At 40.7% G+C, this 20466-nt stretch carries 19 protein-coding genes and 1 tRNA gene; 10 read left to right on the top strand and 10 right to left on the bottom strand.

The annotated features are described in order from the left end of the window. Window positions 1–18 precede the first annotated feature (18 nt). Entirely contained in the window at window positions 19–411 is a 393-nt protein-coding gene (locus EXE29_RS02035) for a lysozyme inhibitor LprI family protein (protein WP_120363816.1), read from the top strand. A gap of 187 nt (window positions 412–598) precedes the next feature. Here the strand turns inward: EXE29_RS02035 and EXE29_RS02040 are convergent, their stop codons facing one another. After that, complete coding sequence (locus EXE29_RS02040; RefSeq protein WP_120363853.1) at window positions 599–1216, bottom strand: hypothetical protein; 618 nt, start codon at window positions 1214–1216, stop codon at window positions 599–601. 360 nt (window positions 1217–1576) lie between these two features. Here EXE29_RS02040 and EXE29_RS02045 point away from each other — a divergent pair, with 360 nt between their 5' ends. After that, on the top strand, window positions 1577–2500 hold the full coding sequence (locus EXE29_RS02045) for a hypothetical protein (RefSeq protein WP_117006450.1): 924 nt from the start codon (window positions 1577–1579) through the stop codon (window positions 2498–2500). A gap of 47 nt (window positions 2501–2547) precedes the next feature. Here EXE29_RS02045 and gatB read toward each other — a convergent pair whose 3' ends face one another. The 3 genes from gatB to gatC are packed head-to-tail and all read right to left on the bottom strand — an operon-like array spanning window position 2548 to window position 5868. Continuing rightward, window positions 2548–4023, bottom strand: a complete 1476-nt coding sequence (gene gatB, locus EXE29_RS02050; RefSeq protein WP_117006451.1) for an Asp-tRNA(Asn)/Glu-tRNA(Gln) amidotransferase subunit GatB — start codon at window positions 4021–4023, stop codon at window positions 2548–2550. Next, window positions 4023–5501: an Asp-tRNA(Asn)/Glu-tRNA(Gln) amidotransferase subunit GatA gene (gene gatA / locus EXE29_RS02055; RefSeq protein ID WP_117006452.1), complete on the bottom strand. Its 1479-nt coding sequence runs from the start codon at window positions 5499–5501 to the stop codon at window positions 4023–4025. Before gatA ends, gatB begins: the two co-directional genes overlap by 1 nt. 52 nt (window positions 5502–5553) lie before the next feature. Beyond that, window positions 5554–5868, bottom strand: a complete 315-nt coding sequence (gene gatC, locus EXE29_RS02060) for an Asp-tRNA(Asn)/Glu-tRNA(Gln) amidotransferase subunit GatC (protein ID WP_106984448.1) — start codon at window positions 5866–5868, stop codon at window positions 5554–5556. A 133-nt stretch (window positions 5869–6001) separates the two neighbouring features. Here gatC and EXE29_RS02065 point away from each other — a divergent pair, with 133 nt between their 5' ends. The 6 genes from EXE29_RS02065 (at window position 6002) to EXE29_RS17450 (ending at window position 10763) form a co-directional block, all read left to right on the top strand. Next, window positions 6002–7048 (top strand): rod shape-determining protein, encoded by a 1047-nt coding sequence (locus tag EXE29_RS02065; protein WP_106984553.1) that lies wholly within the window; start codon window positions 6002–6004, stop codon window positions 7046–7048. A 16-nt stretch (window positions 7049–7064) separates the two neighbouring features. Next, window positions 7065–7922: a rod shape-determining protein MreC gene (mreC, locus tag EXE29_RS02070; RefSeq protein ID WP_117006453.1), complete on the top strand. Its 858-nt coding sequence runs from the start codon at window positions 7065–7067 to the stop codon at window positions 7920–7922. Next, window positions 7909–8400 (top strand): rod shape-determining protein MreD, encoded by a 492-nt coding sequence (gene mreD, locus EXE29_RS02075; protein ID WP_117006454.1) that lies wholly within the window; start codon window positions 7909–7911, stop codon window positions 8398–8400. The genes mreC and mreD overlap by 14 nt, the downstream gene beginning before the upstream one ends. Beyond that, window positions 8388–8954: a Maf family nucleotide pyrophosphatase gene (locus tag EXE29_RS02080; protein WP_117006455.1), complete on the top strand. Its 567-nt coding sequence runs from the start codon at window positions 8388–8390 to the stop codon at window positions 8952–8954. Before mreD ends, EXE29_RS02080 begins: the two co-directional genes overlap by 13 nt. 38 nt (window positions 8955–8992) lie before the next feature. Then, window positions 8993–10447 carry a ribonuclease G gene (gene rng, locus EXE29_RS02085; RefSeq protein ID WP_117006456.1) on the top strand — a complete coding sequence of 485 codons (1455 nt, stop codon included), beginning with the start codon at window positions 8993–8995 and terminating at the stop codon, window positions 10445–10447. Window positions 10448–10589: 142 nt separating this feature from the next. Continuing rightward, the gene (locus EXE29_RS17450) at window positions 10590–10763 is read left to right on the top strand and encodes a PA1571 family protein (protein ID WP_165382474.1); all 174 of its coding nucleotides are present in this window, start codon (window positions 10590–10592) and stop codon (window positions 10761–10763) included. A 119-nt stretch (window positions 10764–10882) separates the two neighbouring features. On the opposite strand, the gene EXE29_RS02090 is transcribed toward EXE29_RS17450, so the two are convergent. Both EXE29_RS02090 and EXE29_RS02095 read right to left on the bottom strand, forming a co-directional pair. After that, window positions 10883–12262 (bottom strand): WS/DGAT/MGAT family O-acyltransferase, encoded by a 1380-nt coding sequence (locus tag EXE29_RS02090; RefSeq protein ID WP_120363815.1) that lies wholly within the window; start codon window positions 12260–12262, stop codon window positions 10883–10885. A gap of 167 nt (window positions 12263–12429) precedes the next feature. Next, a complete protein-coding gene (locus tag EXE29_RS02095) occupies window positions 12430–13164 on the bottom strand; it encodes a phosphoadenylyl-sulfate reductase (protein ID WP_120363814.1) in 735 nt (244 codons plus the stop codon). A 211-nt stretch (window positions 13165–13375) separates the two neighbouring features. Between EXE29_RS02095 and thrH the strand changes: the two genes are divergently transcribed. Beyond that, the gene (gene thrH, locus EXE29_RS02100) at window positions 13376–13993 is read left to right on the top strand and encodes a bifunctional phosphoserine phosphatase/homoserine phosphotransferase ThrH (protein WP_106984455.1); all 618 of its coding nucleotides are present in this window, start codon (window positions 13376–13378) and stop codon (window positions 13991–13993) included. Between the two features lie 85 nt (window positions 13994–14078). Here the strand turns inward: thrH and EXE29_RS02105 are convergent, their stop codons facing one another. The 4 genes from EXE29_RS02105 to EXE29_RS02120 all read right to left on the bottom strand — a co-directional run bounded on the left by EXE29_RS02105 (window position 14079) and on the right by EXE29_RS02120 (window position 18877). Beyond that, entirely contained in the window at window positions 14079–15209 is a 1131-nt protein-coding gene (locus tag EXE29_RS02105) for an OmpP1/FadL family transporter (RefSeq protein WP_120363813.1), read from the bottom strand. Between the two features lie 295 nt (window positions 15210–15504). Further along, the gene (locus tag EXE29_RS02110) at window positions 15505–16752 is read right to left on the bottom strand and encodes an OmpP1/FadL family transporter (protein ID WP_120363812.1); all 1248 of its coding nucleotides are present in this window, start codon (window positions 16750–16752) and stop codon (window positions 15505–15507) included. A 607-nt stretch (window positions 16753–17359) separates the two neighbouring features. Continuing rightward, window positions 17360–17435: transfer RNA gene (locus EXE29_RS02115), tRNA-Arg, on the bottom strand. An 86-nt stretch (window positions 17436–17521) separates the two neighbouring features. Further along, the gene (locus tag EXE29_RS02120; RefSeq protein WP_106984458.1) at window positions 17522–18877 is read right to left on the bottom strand and encodes an amino acid permease; all 1356 of its coding nucleotides are present in this window, start codon (window positions 18875–18877) and stop codon (window positions 17522–17524) included. 328 nt (window positions 18878–19205) lie between these two features. Here EXE29_RS02120 and prpF point away from each other — a divergent pair, with 328 nt between their 5' ends. Continuing rightward, a complete protein-coding gene (gene prpF / locus EXE29_RS02125) occupies window positions 19206–20396 on the top strand; it encodes a 2-methylaconitate cis-trans isomerase PrpF (RefSeq protein WP_120363811.1) in 1191 nt (396 codons plus the stop codon). The last annotated feature ends 70 nt before the right edge of the window (window positions 20397–20466 follow it).

Below are 20466 nucleotides of genomic sequence, written 5' to 3' on the forward strand. Positions count from 1 at the left end.
AAATGAATAGAGAGCGCTATGTTCAAGAAAATCATGTTTTCGTTGTTATGTGCTTTTGGTTTTATGCAAATGGCGCAGGCAGATGATCATGCGTTGAGTAAGCAATTTACAGTGTGTATGGATAAAGCTGGCGGTGTGACCACAAGCATGGTGGAGTGCATAGCAGCAGAAACAAAACGGCAAGATGTGCGCTTGAATAAGGCTTATAAAAATTTGATGAATACCTTAAGCGCAACACGTAAAAAAGAGCTACAAGATACACAGCGTTTATGGATGAAGTATCGGGATGCGAACTGTAACTTTTATTATGACCCTGATGGCGGTTCGATTGTACGTGTGACCAGTGCAGGCTGTTTTATGGATATGACAGTGGAAAGGGCAGATGAGTTGGAGAATTTTTTAAAGTATTAATGATTAGCTCTCCTGATCCTCACTTGCGCATCGTTTTAAAAGCAATGCTTTAAAACTTGCTCAGGAGAGGGAGCTAATAAAACCTCTCCCTAACCCTCTCCTAGAAGGAGGGGGAATTTCGCGTATCTAAGAAATTACGTGACACTCTTTCGCCCATTGGGATGAGAAGCATTTTCGCAAGGGGGAATCACAGTAAATCAGGATACAACTTTTCATAGTCTAGGTTTGGGTCATGTGTTACTTTCAGCTTGCCTTTCGATCCCGTCACATAGCTATTGATTTCTTTAAGCGGCTTTTCATGCCAACCAATATTGAATGCACAAAACGTATTTTCTTTTTTAAAGAATTCGAGACGACTGTACGGCAAGTGATTGTGAATCCAGTATGCAATCTGTTTCCAATTATTTGGATCTTTTTCAATTAAAGTTATGAGTGAAGGAATAACGATACAAGCCGTTGCACCATAGCCATTAGTATCGGGATAGTCCCAAATATGACTGGCAAAGTTTTTTTCGTTGCTTGCACAGTTATGCCCTTTTTCATTGCCAAGTTGGTTCACGCTTGGTGAGCGATAAGCGGAGCGAATGGCGATACGTCCAAACTTATCTTGTAGTGGTTCAAGCAGTTGTTGGCAGAGTTCTGTGCCTGTACGGATGGCAATATTAGGATGGTCGGGGATGTTGGGTACACCGTACCAGTTTGCGATTTCACTATAGAGAAAGTCACGCATAAAGAAAGACTTTGACAGTTGAACGCGACCTAAGTCTTCGAGTTTGGCGAGAGAGGATACTTTTTTAAATGTCATGTTGTTTTTAGTGTGAAGTGTTTGAATTGATTTTATAATTAAATTCATGAAAATTAAATGATTTACCTCTCCCTAATCCTCTCTTTAAAAGAGAGGGGATTTCTTTTACAGAATCCATAACGGTATTAAATTAGTAATGGAAGCTCCTTCTCCCACTGGGAGAAGGCGGGGAATGAGGGTAGAAGTCACGCATAAAAAAAGACTTTGAAAATTGGATACGTCCCAAGTCTTAGAGTTTGGCGATAGACGATACTTTTTTGCTCTTCATATTTTTAGGATCATTTATATTTCTCTCAGTTATAAAAGAATTAATCATTTATATATTTTTAGGGTTTAAATATTTAATAAGAGGAGAGTTTCATGACATCAGTTGCAGTTTGGTTGAATAAAGAAGAGAACTCGTCAGATGTATGGGCTACTGCAGATAGTAGAATTACTCATCAAAATTCAGATGGAGGGATAGTAAGAAGTTTAGAGATTTTTCCTAAAATCTACGAACTTGAATTAAAAGTTACATTAGATCCAATGCGTATCAAATATGAGCGTGCTCATAGTCTAGGTATGGCTATAGCAGGTAACGTTCTACTAAGTATGGCTGTTAAAAATACTGCTGAATACTTATTTAAACACTTAAGTTTGATAGATTCACTAACTACTATCTTGGAACCAACTAACCTGAAACAAAAACTACCGCCAATCACTCATGTTGTTTATTTAATAAATAATATTGCTAAACAAGTAATGTATTCTCATGTAAAAAATACTGGCAATAGAAAAGAAAAATTTGAAATTTGTATTTTTGGATTTTGTCCTATTGAGGAAACTTATCAGGCTCATAATATCGTTTGTCAGACATTATCTGATACTGAATACAATGCATTGTCAGAAGATTTTGAGTGTTTCGATAATTTTATCGAAAGAACGATTTTTGATTTAGATTCAGAAGAACTGCAATATATTTTACTTGGTGATCGCAAGGATAATATTAATCAATTAATACAGCATGAGATACAAATACAACGATCAGAAAACCAATCTATTTATCGTACTCCGATGCGAGTTATGCAAAAAATTGTCGATGGTGAAGAATATTTTACTACTATTGGAAGTTATGCTCAGCATGCTATAGCGAATAAATATTTTGTTAGAGTTGGGGGTGGAGTTACTCCTGAAACAGGAATTTCATATTTTGGTTATCGTTTAGGTGGAGTAGATCATCAGGGAAATTATACAATGCCATTAATGGGGGAATGTATTATTACACCTCCGGCAATGTGTTTTTAATACAAAAACCCGCTCTAAAGCGGGTTTTCTTTTAGAAAATAATTAGATTAACCAATCAATTTCTTCATCAATTCATTCACTTGCGCAGGGTTAGCTTTACCTTTCGCTGCTTTCATCACTTGACCAACTAGACCGTTGAAAGCTTTCTCTTTACCAGATTTAAACTCTTCAACCATCTTTTCGTTAGCAGCAAGCACATCTTTAATAATCGCTTCAATTGCGCCTGTATCAGTTTCCTGTTTCAAGCCTTTTTCCGCAATAATCTCGTCTGCAGTTTTGCCTTCTTCCCACATAAAGCCGAATACTTGCTTCGCAATCTTACCGTTAATCGTGTTATCCACAATACGTGCAATCATGCCGCCAAGTTTTTCTGCTGTTACAGGAGCATCTGCTAGTTCTAGGCTCGCTTTGTTTAAAGCACCAGAGAATTCGCCCATCACCCAGTTCGCAGCCACTTTACCTTGCGCAGCACCGCCAGCAGCTTTTACTACGTCTTCGTAAAACTCTGACATTTCACGAGTAAGCGTAAGCACGTGAGCATCGTACTCAGTCACGCCAAAGTCAGCGACAAAACGTTCACGACGTGCCGCAGGCAACTCAGGAAGGGCAGCACGTGCTGCTTCAATTTGCGCATCTGCAATGATCACAGGCAACAAGTCAGGGTCTGGGAAGTAGCGATAATCGTTCGCTTCTTCTTTCGAGCGCATTGAACGCGTTTCCATCTTCACCGGGTCAAACAAACGTGTTTCCTGATCAATGGTGCCATCCCATTCCAAAATTTCCATTTGACGTTCAATTTCAACATTGATCGCTTGTTCAATGAAACGGAATGAGTTCAGGTTTTTCAATTCACAACGTGTACCGAAAGGTTGCCCCGGACGACGTAATGACACGTTACAGTCAGCACGGAATGAGCCTTCTGCCATATTACCGTCAGAAATACCTAACCAACGTACAAGCGTGTGAATCGCTTTGATGTAAGCAACCGCTTCTTCAACCGAACGCATATCGGGTTCAGATACGATTTCAAGCAAAGGCGTGCCTGCACGGTTGAGGTCAATACCTGACATGCCTTCAAACTGATCGTGAATCGACTTACCAGCATCTTCTTCAAGGTGTGCACGGGTTACACCAATGCGTTTGGTCGTGCCATCTTCAAGTTGGATGTCGATATGACCCAAACCGACAATTGGGTTGTCCATCTGGCTAATTTGGTAGCCTTTAGGCGAGTCAGGGTAGAAGTAGTTTTTACGTGCAAAGACAGAAGCTTGATCGATATAAGCATCAATCCCTAAACCGAAGCGAATCGCTAAATCTACCACTTCTTTATTTAAAACAGGCAGTACACCCGGCATGGCTAAATCAACAAGGCTGGCTTGTGTATTTGGGTCTTGACCAAACTCGGTGGATGAACCTGAGAAGATTTTAGAATTGGTTGCAAGTTGCGTGTGAATCTCAATACCAATCACGACTTCCCAACCATCAATCAGGTTTGATTTTGGTTTAGCAGTATTCTTCGCCATTATGCGTTCTCCTCAGCAATTGCAGCGCGTTGAGTATGCCAATTGGTCGCTTGTTGATACTGATGTACCACAGATAGCAGTTGTGATTCAGACCAGTAATTGCCAATTAATTGTAAACCCACAGGCAAGTGATCTTGGTCAAAACCAACAGGCGCACTAATTGCAGGTAAGCCCGCCAAGTTCACCGCGATGGTGTAAATATCGCCCAAATACATTTCAACAGGGTCTAAAGACGCGCCAATTTTATATGCAGTGGTTGGTGCAGTCGGTGCAGCAATTACATCTACCTGTTCAAAGGCTTTTAAGAAGTCTTGCTGAATTAAACGACGTACTTTTTGCGCTTTCACGTAGTAGGCATCGTAATAACCTGCAGAAAGGGCATAAGTACCAATCAAGATACGACGTTGTACTTCTGCACCAAAACCTTCAGAACGTGAGCGTTTGTAGAGGTCTAAAATATCTTGCGGATTTTCTGCACGGTAGCCATAACGCACACCATCGTAACGTGAAAGGTTAGATGATGCTTCTGCAGGCGCAATCAGGTAGTAAGTTGGCACGTAGCTTTCAGTCATGTTGAGGTCAATTTCAACAAGAACTGCGCCCAATTCTTCTAATTTTTTCAGTGATTCTTCAACACGTGCTTTAACTGCGGCATCTAAACCAGCCACATTGAAGTATTGTTTTGGAATACCAATACGTAAGCCTTTAACAGAAGTACCGTTAAGGTTCGCCACGTAGTTGTCGATGTCTTTTTCAACCGAAGTTGAATCTTTCGCATCATGACCTGCCATCACATTCATCAAATATGCACAGTCTTCAGCCGAACGCGCCATTGGGCCGCCTTGGTCTAAAGATGATGCGTATGCGATCATACCGAAGCGTGATACACGACCGTAAGTTGGTTTAAGACCAGTCAAACCACAGAAAGATGCAGGCTGACGGATTGAACCGCCTGTGTCTGTACCTGTGGCAAACGGTGCGAGGTCAGCTGCTACAGCCGCTGCAGAACCACCAGATGATCCCCCTGGTACATGGCTTAAGTTCCATGGGTTAGCAGTTGCGCCGTAGTATGAGTTTTCAGAGGTTGAACCCATGGCGAATTCGTCCATGTTCACTTTACCTAAAGTGACAAGGCCCGCAGCTTTACCTTTCGCTACAACGGTTGCGTCGTAAGGAGAGATAAAATTATCCAGCATTTTAGAACCAGCTGTGGTTTTAATGCCTTGGGTACAAAAGATGTCTTTGTGCGCAATTGGAACACCAGTCAAAACAGATGCAGTGCCCGCTTTGATGGTAGCATCAGCAGCATCGGCTTGAGCAAGTGCTTGTTCCGCAGTGACGGTCACGTATGATTTGACTTGAGCATCGATTTTTTCAATGCGTTTTAAATAATGTTCGGTCAATTCGCGTGAAGAAAATTTAGCGCCCGCCAAACCTTCAGACAATTCACGAATTGATAAGCGATGTAAATCTGTCATGAGAAATATTTCTTTACGTTTAATTTGAAACAATAGTGCGTTTGATCGGAAATTACTCAATTACGCGAGGTACAAGGTACAAGCCTTCTTGCACGCTTGGCGCAACTGCTTGATATTCATCGCGATGATTGCTTTCTGATACCACGTCTTGACGTAATGGTTGTGGATGATCAAATGGGCTCTTTAATGGTTCAACACCATCTGTATTGATACCTTTTAAGGTGTCCATCATGCCTAAAATTTTATTTAAACTTTGAGCATATTCAGCAGATTGCGTGTCATCTAGCGACAATCGAGCCAGATGGGCAATCGATGAAACTGTTTGTGCATTGAGATCTGCAGAATGCTGTGCATCCGTTGTAGACATAACATTACCTAATCAGTATTAAAAAAATTCAAAATATCGAGGCTTATAATAAGCGATTGACTTGTTCAAATCATCACATTTAGTTAAAGTTGCCACCTTGCGTCCATATAAAAGTTTAACTGAGAACGTCCCCGTGATTCTAAAACGACTAATTGGCTTGTTTTCGCCTGATCTAGCCATTGATTTAGGTACTGCAAATACACTTATTTATGCGCCAGGACGAGGCATTATATTAAATGAACCCACGGTTGTGGCTATTCGTCACAGTGGTTCACAAAAAATCGTTGCCGCAGTAGGTCTTGACGCGAAACAAATGCTAGGTCGTACACCAGCCAACATTTCTGCTATCCGTCCAATGAAAGATGGTGTGATTGCAGACTTTGAAGTGACTGAAACCATGCTGAACCAATTTATTGGCAAAGTGCATGAAAAACGTCTCTTCCCACCAGCGCCACGTGTTGTGGTATGTGTGCCATGCAAATCAACTTTGGTTGAACGTCGTGCTATTCGTGAAGCCGTGTATAACGCTGGCGCACGTGACGTACGTTTAATTGAAGAGCCAATGGCGGCTGCAATTGGTGCGGGCATGCCTGTAGAGCAAGCATGTGGTTCTATGGTGGTTGATGTGGGTGGTGGTACAACTGAAATTGCGATTATTTCGCTACAAGGTTGTGTATATGCAGATTCACTCCGTATCGGTGGTGATGTATTTGATGAGCAAATCATTAACTACGTGCGTAAAGCGCATGGTTGTGTGATTGGTGAAACCACTGCTGAAAATATTAAAAAAGAAGTGGGTATGGCATTGCCTGATGAAGGCCAAAAACCACTTGAGATTGAAGTTCGTGGCCGTAACTTGGCAGAGGGTGTACCTCGTGCGATTACAGTAACATCGGATGAAGTTACTCAAGCGATTTCTGATCCATTACAAAGCATTGTTTCAGCAGTAAAATCTGCTTTGGAACAAACGCCACCAGAGCTGTCTTCAGACATCGCTGAGCGCGGTATTGTGCTTACAGGTGGTGGTGCATTACTACGTAACCTAGACAAACTTCTTGCGAAAGAAACGGGCTTGCCTGTGGTGGTTGCTGAAGATCCTCTAACTTGTGTCACTCGTGGTGGTGGAAAAGTTCTAGATTTCTTTGATAATCCAAATCACGACATGTTATTTGTAGGCTAAGAAAAGGACTGGGCGGGTGCAAACTCAACTGTTTTCTAGACAACCGCCATCTTTTCGCTCATTTATCATTGCGGTAATTACGTGCTTGGTTGTGCTGTTCTTTGACTGGCGCATGCCACACGTAATTCAACCGGCCAGAGACGTCTTGTACGCGGCATATAATCCTATTTATGCCATGGCAAGCTATCCAGTGTTATCGCGAGAATGGCTCAACCAGCAAACCAAATCAGAAGCACAACTGCGCCGTGAAAACACTGCTATGCAGGCAGAGCTATTGCAGGCACAAGTGCGCTTGCAAAAGCTTTCTGAGCTTTCTGCAGAAAATACACGCTTGCGTGGTTTACTCGATACACCGCTTATTATTGATGGGCGTATGGAGATTGCAGAAGTGATTGGTACAGATGCTGACCCTCTACGTCATATTATTGTGATTAACCGCGGTTCAACCAGTCAACTGCGCGTTGGCCAAACCGTGCTTGATGATAAGGGCGTGATGGGGCAAATTATCAATGTCTATCCGCATAGTAGTCGTGTGATGTTGCTCTCTGATAAAGAACATTCTTTATCGGTACGGCTTGAACATACGGGTATGCGTGCAATTGTTACGGGTACAGGCGATTTAGGCCATTTAAAAATGGAATATGTACCAACCAGTGCCAACATCAAAGTAGGTGAAAAAGTGTATAGCTCAGGCTTAGGCACACATTTTCCAGCGGGCTATTTGGTGGGGACAGTGGCAAAAGTGAGCCGTCATAATTCAGGCGAGTTTGCTAAAATTGATGTGATACCTGCAGCCCAATTGGCAGGCGGACATCACGTTGTGGTTTTATTTTCAGATTCTTTAGCGATGGAGCAACCGAATGCTGATCGCTAAACAAAGTCCAAAAGTACAACGCGATCCTTTAATGGCCATTATTTTTTCGGTCATTTTAGGGTCGATTCTGATGGTATACCCTTTATCTTATGAGATCACGGGGTGGCGACCATTATTCATGTTGTTAATCATGCTCTTTTGGGTATTGTGTCAACCTACATGGTGTGGTATTTGGTTCGCTTTTGGCACAGGTTTATTTGCAGATTTACTTTTAGATTCCCCATTGGGGATGAATGCACTAAGTTTTGTACTTATTGCCTTTCTTTCACGGTTTTTAACCCGTGAACGCCGTGTACTGACGTTTAGCAATTTATGGATTATTAGTGCTTTGGCTGTTTTAGCGCACTTAACCATTGTTTGGCTGACGCAGGTCATGAGTGGTGTTCACTTTTCATTTGCGCGCCATTGGCAACCTTTGCTTACCAGCATTTTGTTTTGGCCTGTCATTTATTATTTTCTACATAAATGGCGCATCTAGTTCTTGCCTCAAGCTCGCCACGGCGCCGTGAATTGCTCACACAGCTCGGGCTTGCGTTCGATATTTTTAGCCCAGACATCGACGAGTCGGTTCGAGCACATGAACATGTTGCAGACTACGTCGAGCGTCTGTCGCTTCAAAAAGCTGAAGCTGTCCAAGCGCATTTTCCTGATTCCGTGATTATTGCTGCCGATACCAGTTTAGGGGTAGACGGTATAATTTTAGGCAAGCCTATATCTAAGCAACACGCATTTGAAATGTGGCAACAGATTTCTGGCCGCACCCATGATGTGTATTCTGGCGTTTGTGTACGTACAAAAGATAAAATTTACAGTATAGTAGTGCGTACACAGGTTGAATTTCAAACACTTACTGTGCAAGATATGGAAGACTATTGGGCAACGGTTGAACCTGTTGGCAAGGCGGGAGCCTATGCGATACAGGGAATAGCTGCGCGCTATATTCCCCGCATTGAAGGAAGCTATTCCAATGTGGTTGGCTTACCTTTGCACGAGACAGTAGAGTTATTAAAGACAGTTAAGGTACTAAATTAACTGCAATACAGAATTTTTATAATGTTTTGAGTCTTATTATGTCTGACGAATTGTTGATTAACGTCACACCGATGGAATGTCGTGTGGCTTTAATTGAAAATGGCACCGTCAATGAGCTATTTGTTGAGCGCACTGTTAAACGTGGATTGGTGGGCAATATTTATAAGGGAAAAGTGGTGCGTGTGCTTCCGGGTATGCAAGCTGCTTTTGTTGATATTGGTCTCTCACGTACAGCTTTTTTGCATATCAATGATATGGTTTGGCCACGTAATCAACCCACACCCAATGTCTTTGAATTACTCCAACCTGGGCAGATCCTGACGGTTCAAGTCATGAAAGATATGCTCGGTACCAAAGGCGCACGATTAAGCACAGACCTATCTATTCCTTCTCGCTACTTGGTCATGATGCCTTTTGGTAGTCATACAGGTGTATCACAGCGCATTGAGTCTGAAGAGGAGCGTGATCGCTTACGTGGCATTATCGAGCGTATTCAAGCCGAGCATAAGCTTCCTGGTTCAGTTATTGTGAGAACGGCAGCGGATGGTATTGAAGAAGCAGCCATTGCACAAGACATGGCTTATTTGGCCAAGCTGTGGGAATACATACAACGTAAGCAAAAAAGTATTGCAGTTCCATCGCTAATTTTTGAAGAGCTACCTTTACCACAGCGTGTTATACGTGATTTGGCCAACGAAAACACCGCTAAAATTCATGTCGATTCACGAGAAATTCACGGCAAACTCAAAGAGTTTGTAGACGTTTTTGTACCGAATATGCGCGATAGCCTCATGCACTATCCAGGTGAGCGTCCAATTTTCGACTTGTATAATGTTGAAGAAGATATTCAAAAAGCCTTACAGACGCGTGTGGCTTTAAAGTCGGGCGGTTATCTGATGATTGACCAGACCGAAGCAATGACCACCATTGATGTAAATACAGGCTCTTATGTCGGTGGTCGTTCACTGGAAGATACTGTTTTTAAAACCAATATGGAAGCAACACAAGTGATCGCCCGTCAATTAAGACTGCGTAACTTAGGTGGCATTATTATTATTGATTTTATTGACATGCAAGAAGCACAGCATCGTGAACAGGTGATGAGCCAGTTTGAAAAAATGCTCGAACGTGATCATGCCAAAACCAAAATTACCCAAGTCTCTGAACTGGGTTTGGTGGAAATGACACGTAAGCGCACACGTGAGTCATTAGAGCACTTGTTGTGTGAGTCCTGCCCAACTTGTCAGGGACGCGGTTATGTGAAAACTGCAGAGACAGTATGTTATGAAATATTTCGAGAAATCTTACGATATGCGCGTGCTTTTGAATCGCAAGGTGGCTTTACCGTGGTTGCACACCCGTCAGTGATTGACCGATTGTTAACAGCCGAAGCACCTGCAGTGGCCGATTTAGAGCACTTTATTAGTCGTGTAATCAAGTTTCAGGTGGAAAATCTGTATACGCAAGAGCAATACGATATCATTCTGAGTTGAAATTGTAACAGAATATCGTTAAACACTTGTTACATCTGAAATTTTACTTTTAATCTCAGATTTACAATACTAGACACATCGAATAGCCAAAGCCATTTCTCAATTGAGAGAGGGGAAATGGTTTAGCAAAGTGAGGTGTGTGATGGGTGTAAGTAAAGCAGTGATTGAAACAGGCTTAAAACATGTACTAGATGCAAAAAATATGCATACGGCTTACATCGTAGATGAGCGTGGTAATGAAGTACAAATTACAGCATCTATGATTCGTTCAGCTTGTCATGAATTATTAAAACAGTGTAGACACATTAAAAAATAAGGGGCATATAGAGCCCCTTATTTTTTTGTCATTTTGAAGTCTCAACCCTCAAGCTGAGGGGGAGTGAGATGATTTAAATTTGATTGCTAAGTTCTTTTAATGCGATCAGATTGGAGAATCTAACTGACCGCTTGCAACTTTGGGTGATTGGCATTCACAATTGCTTCAAAGGTTTGAATCTCATCTTCTAAATGGGTAAGTAAGTTCTGCATTTTAGGTAATGCATTACGACAAGCAGTTAAACCCACTTCCAATTTATCCATATAACTGGTCATTGTAATGTTCAGCGCTTGGCCATCCAAAATAATAGAAGCAGGATACAAGGCTTCTAAACGTGCACCATTCCAATACAAAGGTTCTTGAGGGCCTGGCACATTTGAAATAACAAGGTTAAACGCTTGACGTTTTGGCATCAGGCCAGACGCAATATTTAAGCCAGCGGCACCATAAATAAACGCACTATAGTTTAAAATTTGATTCGCATTCATGCGTTTAAAGCGTTGTTTGGCATTCAGTACACTGCGACGCACTATTTTTAAACGCTCTAGTGGATCATCTTTATGTGTACCCAAATTCGCTAAAATCATGGTGATACGGTTTGATGTTTCTGAGTCATCATCACGAATAGAAGCAGGGACCATGGCGATCAATGGTTTTTTCGGAAGTGCATTTTGATGAATTAAATATTCACGCAGTGCGCCTGAACAAATCGCCAGTACGGTATCGTTAATCGTCACACCCAATGCATTGGAAATATGACGCAAACGCGAAAACTCAAATGATTGTGCTGCAAAACGACGTGAAGAGCTGACACGCTGATTTAAAATAGAGCTCGGCGCTTGGAAGCTAGACACGTAGTCAGGATTGCGTCCCATGTCTTTCATGATGGTTTGAGACAGCTCGTAGGCAACACGTGGTGTGGCTTGTAGCTGGCTTTTTAGACCATCTAAAATACTTTTTGCCCGGCTGACTTTGGGCTGTTTTAAGCGTTTTGCACGCGGGCCTTCAACACACCAAGGCGGTACAATACTTTTGGTTGTTGGATCATGCGCAAGAGATTTTTGTACCAGACGCATACCTGCAATACCATCCACCATGGCGTGGTGGATTTTGAAATACATGGCAAAGCGGTTGCCTTCTATTCCTTCAATAATATGGCAGGTCCATAAAGGTTTAGCACGGTCGATGAGTGCGCTATGTTCTTGTGAGATATAAGTAAGTAATTCACGAATTCGACCAGGCTGTGGTAAGGCAATATGGCGAAAATGATGATCTAAATCAAATTCTTCATCTTCATCCCAAAAGAACCCATTCAATTTGTTATTAAAAGGTGGAATGGGAATCGACTTTGAGTTTCGAATATCTGAGACTAAATCTTGAATAAAAGATGTGGCTGCGTTGTCTGGAATTTGAAATAAAAATAGACCGCCCACGTGCATGGGTTGTTGCCGTTTTTCCAAAGATAGAAAAATAAAGTCAATTGGGTGTAATGGACGCATAGGGGTGATTGCCTCATTGCAATATCTATGGGAACTCTTGTCTGAGTTACCTTGTTAGAATTATATGATTTCTTATGCAGTATAACGGGTTTAGCTTAAAAAAAAATGAAATTCTGTGCATTTATAAGGTGAAAAAAACCACTGCATGGGCAGTGGTTTTGATGGGCTTATTTTTTCATATTGCCTGCATGCAAACCGCATTCTTTATGCGTGGCATCTTCCCACCACCAACGACCTTCACGTTCGTGTTGGTTTGGAAGAACGGGGCGAGTGCAAGGCTCACAACCAATGGAGGTGAAGCCACGTTCATGCAATGGATTGTATGGAATTTCCATGAGACGGATATAATTCCAAACATCTGCGCTAGACCAGTTAGCTAATGGGTTATATTTGATGAGTTGCTTGCCAGGACCTGAAAAACCAGGGTCGGCTTGAACCACAGGAATTTCATTACGCGTACCTGGACTTTGGTCTTTACGTTGACCTGTAATCCAACCATCCAAAGTTGCTAGTTTTTTACGTAGTGGCTGTACTTTACGAATACCACAGCATTCTTTGTGGTCATCTTGATAAAAACTGAAAAAGCCTTTTTCGGACACAAGTTTTTGTACAGCTTCAGACTCTGGGAAGCAAATTTCAATATCAATTTTATAGTGTTTGCGCACGGTATCTAAAAATTGATAGGTCTCTGGGTGTAAGCGACCAGTATCTAGGCTAAAGACACGAAAAGGAATACCTAAATTAGATGCAAGATCAATAAGAACAACATCTTCTGCACCAGAAAAAGAAATCGCAATTTCGCCTTGTTGGCTCAGTGCAAGTTTCATAATTTCAGACGGAGATTTGTCTGCATATTCAGATGCAAGTGCATCTACGAGATCAATACTTGGGATTGTAGTCATGTGTGTCCTGGCAATAGGCTTGGAAACGGCAAACCTATATTAATTTATTTCACATCTATTTTAATAGAAATGCTAAAGATGACTTATTAATAAAAATTAGATTGATATGAAAAAAATAGAATTAATAAAGCTGAGCGTTCATATATAAACATCGGCTATGATAGATACAACTTTTAATAACTTTTTACAACACTGACATTTGGGAGAACCCATGGAAATCGTATGTCTAGATCTTGAGGGCGTGTTAGTTCCAGAAATTTGGATTAACTTTGCAAAAAAAACAGGGATTAAGGAGCTTGAGGCGACCACACGTGATATCCCAGACTACGATGTGCTAATGACACAACGTTTAAACATTCTTAAACAACATGGTTTAGGTTTAAACGACATTCAAGCGGTTATTGCAGATATGGGGCCATTTGAAGGTGCGAAAGAGTTTGTAGAATGGGTGCGTACGCATTTTCAACTCATTATTCTTTCTGACACATTCTATGAATTTGCTCATCCATTAATGAAACAATTGGGATGGCCAACGATTTTCTGTCATAAATTAGAAACTGACGAAAATGGCATGATCACTGCGTATAAACTGCGTCAGCCTGATCAAAAACGTAAAGCAGTACAAGCATTACATGGTTTGAACTTCCGCGTAATTGCAGCGGGTGATTCTTATAATGATACGACAATGCTAGGCGAAGCAGACAAAGGTTTCTTGTTTGATGCACCTGCAAACGTTATTGCAGAATTCCCGCAATTCCCACCAATTCATGGTTATGCAGCATTAAAACAAGCGATTCGTGAAGCATCTGTACGTGATATTCCTGAATAATCAAATGTGATTGTGAATTTAGCAATCAATAAGAGAAGGGCGCCAATGGCGCCCTTTCTTGTTTAATCCTAATTTGTAATGTCAATTAGAAGCGGTAACCAATTTTTAGACCGTATGCGATAGCATTGTTATCTGAAAAGCTACCTACATTTGGTGTAGTACCTGTTTTAGCTGTTGCATCACCTAGCCACATATATCGAATGCCAGCTTGAATGAAATAGTTTTCTTCAGGGCTATATTGACCACCTAAACCTACACCCCAATACCCTTCGGTTGGTCCAAGTGTGGTTACAGGATTGCCAGCGCCTGTGTCATAGCTTACAAGTGCTGAACCTGACCATTTTTCATTAAACTTACGACCTACACCAACATTCGCAGACCATTGATCTTTCGAGTAATCAAGAAGGTTTGCACCGCCAGAAGCTGTTTGTAAGTGTTTTGGAGTAATAGCAAATTGGCTCCATTCAACCCATCGAATATTAGCAAAGGCAATTGTATTAGCTGCAATACCAGTTTGAAGGTCAAGATTGACAGACTGAGGGGTTGTTGCATTGATTGGATTTGTAACCGTATTTAGACCTGTAAGCAATGATTTTTCTTTTGATGTAGCTTCATGCTCTATTTCTGAACGATAGGTTAATGCTGCTTTTAGTGCAATATCTGGAATTGAGTATGCGAAGCCTGCAACCCATCCCCATGCCTCTTGTGTGTCTATGTCAAGATTATAATTTAAGCCACCATACACTTTACCACGTAAGCGTACATTTGCTTCCACTGTTTGCCATGCTGGTCCAGCATAGATATTCCAGTTTTCATTGGGTTGATAACCAATAAGAGCTGTAATATTTTCTGTTTTAACAGTTACAGCAGTACCTTCGTTATTTTGCTCAAAAATTGGATTTTCAATGCTGTATTGTGCATCTGCACCAAAAGGTTGGTCATATAATAAACCGAGCGAAATTTTATCTGTTACTTGTACTTTTACAGCTGCAGAAGGGAAGTAGTAGTCTTCCGCCATATCTGAGACATTACTTTTAAGAAAATTATCTTGCCCTTTAACGGTTGGGTCGATAACTGTAATCCCAGCTTCAGCATAATTTCCATTTTGCAAAAATGCAGAAATAGATTGACCAGAGCGATCTAAACCAGCAGCAAAGATTGATGATGTTGGTAAAGCGGTGAGTAAAATAGCTAAGCTAAGGCGATTTAGTTTCATACATTTCCCTGTTTGTAACTTTTGGTAGAAGTTCAATGAGGGAAAAGTAACACATAAAAAAAATGAGTAAATACTCAGATTCGCTCTAAAAATGAACTTATGCATGCATAGAAAAGGGTTGTCTAGAGTAAAAATACTATTTATGTGAACTTATCTAAATGATTTTGAATAAAAAAATAGAGTAATTATTTTAATTTTTAGCGTATGGAGGGTAGTGAACTGTTTGCTTATAGTTTGGTCAATTAGAAGTTAAACGACTGCAACGTACTGCAGTCGTTTAAATATAGAGGGTGAATTAGAAGCGGTAACCCATTTTTAGGCCATAGCCCCAAGCATTGTTGTCTTCAAATTTCGCAACTTGCGCTTTTTCAGCATTACCAGGGATTGAGTAAGCACCTGAACGAGCAGTTGCATCGCCTAACCAGAAGTATTTTATACCACCCGCAATGAAGTAATTAGGTGCAGGGCTGAATTGAAGGCCTAGACCAATATTCCAATAACCTTCTGTTGGGCCAAGTGTAGACACAGGATTGCCTGCACCCGTGTCATAACCTACAGATACGTTACCCGCCCACTGTTCATTGACTTTACGGCCTACGCCTACAGTTGCACTATATTGGTCGTCTGAGTAGTCAATTAAGTTGAAGCCTTTAGTATAAAGATTATTTGTAGCTTGAGCAGAAGCTAGTTTAGACGCTGTGTCAAATTTATAAGGGCGAATTGAAAAGTCTTTCCAATTTACCCAGCGCAAATTAGCAAATGCGACTGTATTAGCCATGATACCAGTTTGGAAATCTAAGTTTACAGATTGCGGTGTTGTAATGTCAGTGTTGCCATTTGGTGCTACATTTAAACCAGCAAATGCAGAAGTTGCGGCAAAGGTTTCATCACTTGCTACTTTGTGATCAATTTCAGAGCGGTACGTAACAGACGCTTTTAATGCGATATCTGGAATTTGGTAAGCAGCACCAGCTAACCAGCCTACAGCACCATCTTCTTTCATGGTGGCATTATAGGCACCAAATGTAGTAGCTCCACCGTATGCAAGACCACGAAGCTGAAGATTACCTTTTACAGTTTGGTAAACGGGGCCTGCATAGAAGTTAAAGTTTTCAGTTGGCTGATAGCCAAAAATCATTGAAATACTTTGAGTTTTAACATCTACGGTAGTAGATTCGCCATTGCCACCATGGAATAGACCTTCACCTGTTGCTGATAAAGGTGCATCGGTTGTAGCGTAAGTTACTGCTGCACCGAAGGGTTGGTCGTAAAGTAAACCAAAAGAAACATTATCAGTTAACTGTAGTTTAAGTGCGGCATGCGGGAAATAATAATCATCAGCCATGTCCGCAAGGCCTGAACCGTTGGCGTTTGCTTTACCTGAAACAGTTGGGTCAAATACAGAAATACCTGCTTCGAAATAGTTGCCAGGTTGTAAAAAAGCTGAGATTGATTGGCCAGAACGGTCTAATGCTGCTGCAAATGCGCCCGCAGTTGGTAGTGTTGCAAGTAGTACTGCTGTAGATAGCGTTTTCAATTTCATTCTTCATCTTTCCTTGAGGTGAAAATTCGTTCGGTTACTGCATTTTTATAAGTGACGATTGTTATATTTTATGGAGAATTTCCTGCTTTTATGTTGCCTGGCTGTTTACTCCATGTCACAAAAATAGCACAAATTAAATAAGAGTAAATGCTCTAGAAATAAAAAAACGAATAATTTGTAATCTATTAGAGCTAATATTCTAAAAATTTAAAATATGGTTAAATTAAGCTGTTGTTCTGTAATGGATAAAGGTGTTATTTGGAAATTTATTTTTTATTCAATTGGTTGAAATATTAAGTGTTTTTATTGTGTTGCGTGTCACATAAATTCAGGCTGAGGTTTTTTAAGCGTGTATTTGATGATGTTGAAGAGCAAGAGCGCAATCATGATGCCAGCTGGTTTAATTGAAAATTGAATCCATTAAACTTTTGCTTATAACTGAATGACATTTGGTTTGAAATGATGTGCTGTGGACTGAAATCAATACAATGGAGTGCCATTTAAGCTTAAATACACATGAGTTTTTGGTTGTATTTATGCTTCTTAAAAATATCGCATTGATGTCATTTGAGGGAAATAATTTTAAATATTTAGAGAAAAGAGAGAATGGTGCGCTCTGCGGGACTTGAACCCACGCCGGTCGCTTAGGAGGCAACTGCTCTATCCAGTTAAGCTAAGAGCGCAAGTGCGGCTTAATTTACTCTAATTTGAGATAAAAAAAAAGTTATTGCCGAAACAATAACTTTTTATTTTAAAGCAATGCTGTAATTTATGCTTTTGATTTATTAAGTGATTTAAATAAACCAAACATAACCAGAATCCAAACTGGAATCATGTATACAGACTCTTTAAATCCTTGAGTCCACATAATGTAAAGAATGGTCGCAATGAACAACAAAACCACAAAGTTACTTACTGGTGCCCAAAGTGCAGGGAATTTTGTTTTCTCACCAATTTTTTTCATGTGTTGCATGAATTTGAAGTGAGTCAATGAAATCATTGCCCAGTTTAATACTAATGCACCTACCACGATGTAAATTAAGTGACCTAAAGCATCTTCTGGGACGAAGTAGTTTAAAAGTACGCATCCAAAAATGAGCAGTGCAGAGAACAATACTGCTGGAATTGGCACACCTTGACGGTTTACTTTTAAGAATACTTTGGGTGCATTTCCTTGCTGTGCTAAACCAAATAACATACGGCTATTGGCATACATACCACTGTTATATACAGAAAGAGCCGCGGTTAAAATAATGAAGTTGAGTAAATGTGCCGCCCAGTTAATGCCCAATTGACTGAAAATCATTACAAATGGACTTTTATCTAGACCACCTAAATCTAATTGATTCCATGGCACTAAAGACAAGAGAATTGTTAGAGAGCCGACATAGAAAATCAGAATTCGGAAAACCACTTGGTTGATGGCTTTAGGAATTGTTTTTTCTGGATTTTCTGCTTCTGCAGCGGCCATACCAATTAGTTCAATACCACCAAAGGCAAACATTAAGAATGCCAGCATGTAAAAGAGACCATCAAAACCATTCGGGAAGAATCCGCCATGACTCCATAAATTAGAGAATGACGCAGTAGAACCCGCATCTGCTGTCAAGAGCAGATACAAACCGAATAGAATCATCGAAACGACAGCAGTCACTTTGACAATTGATAGCCAAAATTCAGATTCACCATAAAACTTCACATTGCCGAGATTGACTAGAGTAATCACGATAAAAAAGAATAAAACTGAAGACCATGCAGGGATGTGAGGCCACCAATAATTAATATATTTAGCGACAGCAGTCAGCTCAGTCATTGCAACTAGGACATATAAAATCCAATAGTTCCAACCTGCTAAAAAGCCTGGAAATTTACCCCAGTATTTGTTTGCAAAATGACTGAAAGATCCCGCAACAGGTTCATGAACAATCATTTCCCCGAGTTGGCGCATAATTAAAAATGCGATCAGGCCGCCAATGGCATAACCTAAAATAATAGAGGGTCCTGCAGATTGAATGACCTGGGCTGAACCCAAGAATAGGCCTGTACCGATCGCTCCGCCCATCGCGATGAGCTGGATATGACGGTTTTTTAAGCCGCGCTGCAGTTGTGAAGATTCGTTATTCAAAGTACTCACCCGACAATGGAGTAAGTGAAAGATTGTAATAGATTGAGAAGAAATAGCCTAGTAGCTCAAAATTTATAAAATATTTTTATCAATTGAATTAAAATTAGTTAACATGAATTTTCATATTAAAAATATATGAATCAATATATTAATTTTATTTGTTTAGAAATAGGCATTAGAAATGTATAAGATTTGAAAATACAAATGCTGTTTTTTTATACTTAAGTCATGGGTTAGATAAAAGATTGACAAAAAAAGGTATGATTCTTTGTGCTCAAATAGCGCTATTTGACTCAACACAATGATAAATATGAAGGACTGAATAAAAATGAGTTATGCACCCCAAATCCGTATTCCTGCAACTTATATGCGTGGTGGTACCAGTAAAGGTGTGTTTTTTAAGCAAGATGACTTGCCAGAAGCTGCACAACAAGCAGGATATGTCCGAGACCAAATTTTATTACGTGTGATTGGGAGTCCAGATCCATACGCTAAGCAAATTGATGGCATGGGTGGTGCAACTTCAAGTACCAGCAAAACGGTAATTTTATCTAAAAGTACACAACCAGATCATGATGTCGACTACTTATTTGGTCAGGTGGCTATTGATAAAGCCTTTGTCGATTGGAGTGGTAACTGTGGCAATTTAACCGCAGCAGTTGGTGCATTTGCTATTTCTAATGGTTTAGTTGACAGCACACGTATTCCAAAAGATGGGATCTGTACGGTTCGTATTTGGCAGTCCAATATTCAAAAAACGATTATTGCGCATGTCCCGATGCATGATGGTCAGGTGCAAGAGTCTGGGGACTTTGAACTTGATGGTGTAACTTTTCCAGCAGCTGAAGTACAAATCGAATTTTTAGACCCTGCAGATGATGGTGAAGATGGTGGTGCTATGTTCCCAACGGGCAATGTCGTTGACGAGTTTGAAGTTCCAGACATTGGCACTTTTGAAGCGACGTTTATTAATGCGGGCATTCCCACGATTTTTATGAAAGCTGAAGCATTGGGGTATATTGGGACTGAATTACAAGACGATATAAACAGCGATGCCAATGCACTGGTTAAATTTGAGAAAATCCGTGCGTATGGTGCCAAATTTATGGGCTTGATTCAGGATGTATCAGAAGCAGCACAGCGTCAGCATACCCCAAAAATCGCTTTTGTTTCTGAGCCTAAAGCTTATGTATCTTCAAGCGGTAAGCAGCTTGAAACTGGCGATACAGATTTATTGGTTCGTGCACTATCAATGGGTAAATTACACCATGCCATGATGGGAACAGCAGCTGTTGCCATTGGTACGGCAGCTGCTGTACCAGGAACTTTAGTGAATTTGGCAGCAGGCGGTGGTGAACGTGAGGCTGTACGCTTTGGACATCCTTCAGGCACACTCCGTGTGGGTGCTCAGGCCGAATTGGTCGAAGGGCAGTGGGTGGTGAAAAAAGCAGTAATGAGCCGTAGTGCTCGTGTATTAATGGAAGGTTGGGTACGTATTCCTGCGGAAACCATCGCTTAAGTTGAATCATTAATATTTTTAATCTCTAAAAGCCCTTGTATGCTTCAAGTACAGGGGCTTTTTTAATGTA

Origin of the sequence: Acinetobacter sp. WCHAc060006 (genome assembly GCF_004209135.1) — a bacterium.
Lineage (GTDB): Bacteria > Pseudomonadota > Gammaproteobacteria > Pseudomonadales > Moraxellaceae > Acinetobacter > Acinetobacter cumulans.

Excerpts from the sequence above, each read along its gene's own strand:
- EXE29_RS02035 (WP_120363816.1), top strand. The coding sequence starts at position 19 with ATGTTCAAGAAAATCATGTTTTCGTTGTTATGTGCTTTTGGTTTTATG.
- EXE29_RS02040 (WP_120363853.1), bottom strand. The coding sequence starts at position 1,216 with ATGACATTTAAAAAAGTATCCTCTCTCGCCAAACTCGAAGACTTAGGT.
- EXE29_RS02045 (WP_117006450.1), top strand. The coding sequence starts at position 1,577 with ATGACATCAGTTGCAGTTTGGTTGAATAAAGAAGAGAACTCGTCAGAT.
- gatB (WP_117006451.1), bottom strand. The coding sequence starts at position 4,023 with ATGGCGAAGAATACTGCTAAACCAAAATCAAACCTGATTGATGGTTGG.
- gatA (WP_117006452.1), bottom strand. The coding sequence starts at position 5,501 with ATGACAGATTTACATCGCTTATCAATTCGTGAATTGTCTGAAGGTTTG.
- gatC (WP_106984448.1), bottom strand. The coding sequence starts at position 5,868 with ATGTCTACAACGGATGCACAGCATTCTGCAGATCTCAATGCACAAACA.
- mreD (WP_117006454.1), top strand. The coding sequence starts at position 7,909 with ATGCTGATCGCTAAACAAAGTCCAAAAGTACAACGCGATCCTTTAATG.
- EXE29_RS02080 (WP_117006455.1), top strand. The coding sequence starts at position 8,388 with ATGGCGCATCTAGTTCTTGCCTCAAGCTCGCCACGGCGCCGTGAATTG.
- rng (WP_117006456.1), top strand. The coding sequence starts at position 8,993 with ATGTCTGACGAATTGTTGATTAACGTCACACCGATGGAATGTCGTGTG.
- EXE29_RS17450 (WP_165382474.1), top strand. The coding sequence starts at position 10,590 with ATGGGTGTAAGTAAAGCAGTGATTGAAACAGGCTTAAAACATGTACTA.
- EXE29_RS02090 (WP_120363815.1), bottom strand. The coding sequence starts at position 12,262 with ATGCGTCCATTACACCCAATTGACTTTATTTTTCTATCTTTGGAAAAA.
- EXE29_RS02095 (WP_120363814.1), bottom strand. The coding sequence starts at position 13,164 with ATGACTACAATCCCAAGTATTGATCTCGTAGATGCACTTGCATCTGAA.
- thrH (WP_106984455.1), top strand. The coding sequence starts at position 13,376 with ATGGAAATCGTATGTCTAGATCTTGAGGGCGTGTTAGTTCCAGAAATT.
- EXE29_RS02105 (WP_120363813.1), bottom strand. The coding sequence starts at position 15,209 with ATGAAACTAAATCGCCTTAGCTTAGCTATTTTACTCACCGCTTTACCA.
- EXE29_RS02110 (WP_120363812.1), bottom strand. The coding sequence starts at position 16,752 with ATGAAATTGAAAACGCTATCTACAGCAGTACTACTTGCAACACTACCA.
- prpF (WP_120363811.1), top strand. The coding sequence starts at position 19,206 with ATGAGTTATGCACCCCAAATCCGTATTCCTGCAACTTATATGCGTGGT.